The sequence below is a fragment of the Bartonella sp. CB10SXKL genome, from assembly GCF_042195515.1.
In the GTDB taxonomy this organism is placed as follows: domain Bacteria; phylum Pseudomonadota; class Alphaproteobacteria; order Rhizobiales; family Rhizobiaceae; genus Bartonella.
Genome location: NZ_JBHION010000094.1, coordinates 1 through 1,027, shown reverse-complemented (window position 1 = coordinate 1,027; position 1,027 = coordinate 1). Strand labels below are relative to the sequence as shown.

General features: G+C 42.6%; 1 protein-coding gene. It reads left to right on the top strand.

The window, feature by feature from the left end; all coding sequences use genetic code 11:
• The first annotated feature begins 624 nt into the window (after positions 1-624).
• Positions 625-951, top strand: a complete 327-nt coding sequence (locus tag ACFIK3_RS09615; protein ID WP_375661111.1) for a dATP/dGTP diphosphohydrolase domain-containing protein — start codon at positions 625-627, stop codon at positions 949-951.
• The last annotated feature ends 76 nt before the right edge of the window (positions 952-1,027 follow it).

Here is a 1,027-nt window from a genome sequence, read left to right as displayed (position 1 = left end):
TTGCAAAAAGTTCCGGCGTTGATAGCGCGCGTGAGACTTTGCAGCCTTAAGGAGGTGATGATGGCTGTAGAAAAGAAATACGAACTTACTGATGAAACAATTGAGTTTGATGGCAGAACACTTCACCGCATTCGTGCACTGAGAGACTTTGGTGATGTTAAAGCAGGTGATTTAGGAGGCTATATAGAGAAAGAAGACAACCTAAGTCATGAAGGTGATTGTTGGGTTGGGAATAGGGCATGGGTTTATGGTGATGCACGTGTTTTTGGCAATGCCAAGGTTCTTGGTTTTTCTCATGTTTATGACAATGCCCGTGTTTATGAGAATGCCAATGTTCTTTTAGCAGCTGCGATTTATGGCAACGCCAAGGTTTGTGGTAATGCGCATGTATTTGGCAATGCCAAGGTTTGTGATGAAGCTGCGGTTTTTGGTAATGCTTACGTTTACGATAATATCCATGTTTATGGCAACGCCAAGGTTTATGGCAACGCCAAGGTTTGTGGTTATGCCAAGGTTTGTGATGCTGCTAAGGTGTTCGGTCATGCCGTGGTTTATGGTAAGTCCAAGATTTATGGAAATGCATATGTTTGCGGCACTGAAGAATATGGTGGCGACAGAGTTTATATGTGTTCACATAATGCAAATGAAGCGCATAAGAATGATGATGGTAAGCCTCGTATAGAGCTTATACCGCCGTTGGCACTGATTGAAATCGGCAAAGTTTTAGAGTTTGGGGCAAAGAAGTACGGAGCAAACAATTGGCGTAATGGCATGCACTGGAGCAGGTTTCACGGTGCTGCTTTACGTCATTTATTAGCATGGTTTGGTGGAGAGCATAAGGATGCTGAGAGTGATTTATCACACTTGGCACATGCGGCTTGTTGCATTCTTTTTTTAATGGAATGCGAAGCACAACAGATTGGTCATGATGACCGCCCTCATAAAAATTAAAGGAGATAAAGATGAGTTCGAATGAAATTTTATGGATAGCAGTGGTTTCAGTTTTGCTCTTAAGCGGAGTGATGTT

What these genes read in the sequence shown, in the direction of transcription:
- ACFIK3_RS09615 (WP_375661111.1), top strand. Translation starts at nt 625, where the DNA reads ATGTGTTCACATAATGCAAATGAAGCGCATAAGAATGATGATGGTAAG.